Source organism: Paraburkholderia sp. RL17-373-BIF-A (genome assembly GCF_046030175.1).
Classification (GTDB): Bacteria; Pseudomonadota; Gammaproteobacteria; order Burkholderiales; family Burkholderiaceae; genus Paraburkholderia.
In genome coordinates this window covers 1-1,384 of record NZ_JARESO010000263.1, presented here as the reverse complement: position 1 = coordinate 1,384, position 1,384 = coordinate 1, and the positions used below count along the sequence as shown (strand labels likewise).

The following is a 1,384-nucleotide window of genomic DNA, read 5'->3' as shown; positions in this document are numbered from 1 at the left end:
GATGGCTGTCCCGAGCACGCTGAGGACGAGATAGACAATGAGTGACAGGATTACGCCGGCGAAAATGGCACCCCATGACACGCGAGGCAGGCCGGTTTGAGTGGCAAGAATCTGCATGATGGCGTTTCCCAGGTTGAAGGCTGTTCAAACGCGGTCTCAACAACTAAGAAATCCGAAGCTTCGACCGCGCAATAGCGACGCAACAGGCGTTCCCGGGAGACTTGGATAGCACAAACGGCGTCACGGTCCGGCTCCGCGTAGACGCACATCGTAAGTGGATTGCGCGACGGTTTTGGCGGCATGGGGGGCTGGGTGCGGGGCGCTCGGCTTGCACCTCTGAGGCGGAATAATCGGCTCGTATCATGGCGGTGTCTGTTGCGGCTATTTTGCTCGCCGTGTTGAGCGTTCTCTCTTTTTCGCACCTCGCAGTTTCGCTAAAGGCGACCAGTATTTCAACATTGAGCAGGTCCCGCCGCAACTTCGAAGCTAGGCACAATGTCGCATGGTGTGCCCGCATCACCGATGAACGGTGCGACTCTGCAACGGCTGCGTGCGTTAACGTGGTTCGCCGCATTCGCTCGGTTAGCCAGGCACTTCCCACCACGGCGTCGCAAAACTGGCCGTCGAATCAAATCACGATTCCTGGCTGCGGCAGACCTTCCGGTGGGGTGAGAAGCGCCAGTGGCCGGCCGCGTCCTTTACTGCGAGCGCGCCATAGTCGTAAAGCACCTCGCAAGCGGTGGCGGGTCTCAGGCCAGTTATGTCCTCAATAATAAGAAGCGTACGCGAGGCTGTGTCCACGCCCACGGGAGCCACAGTGTCGGCGCTGAGGCCAAAATCTTCCGTCTCCGGGTTGTATCGGTTCGCGCCTGCGCACGGACGCTCGCCATGCGCGGCATACTCCGCGAACTCGTGGAGGTGCCAATCCAGCTCTGGAGTATTGACAGGAACAGGCATCGCCGGGGCTCGTTTTCCTGCCTGGTATAAATGTCCACGGTCCAGGCTTAACCCCAATGCCTGCAGCGCGCGAAGCGCCTCGTCGCCGTCATGATATGAGCCGAACAGCGCAACGATAACTTGCGGCATGCGGTTCCTCCATACGTCATCAGCTGATGCGCACTCAAGCGCGCAAGGGCTATACCTGGCCGGGCAAGCGCGCAAGCAGCATGACTTCCAGTTCGTCGTACCGTCTGTGTTTTGGCGCAGCGCCTATCTCTCTCGCCTCTTATTCCGGTGCGTCTTCGTCGCACATTTCGTCGTGCTGTTCGTCGTCCTCGGACTGTAGGATAGGGGCAGCATTGTCCGGCGTCGCTGGGTCACGGTCGCCGTCTGCGATATCATCCGCGAGCTTGTCCTGGTCATCTTTGCGGCTGACACCGCGTGC

Annotated in this window: 1 protein-coding gene; it reads right to left on the bottom strand. The window is 59.7% G+C overall.

Translation table 11 applies throughout. The features are described from left to right. Positions 1-633 precede the first annotated feature (633 nt). Positions 634-1,086, bottom strand: a complete 453-nt coding sequence (locus tag P0D80_RS50200) for a hypothetical protein (RefSeq protein ID WP_408181802.1) — start codon at positions 1,084-1,086, stop codon at positions 634-636. Positions 1,087-1,384 lie beyond the last annotated feature (298 nt).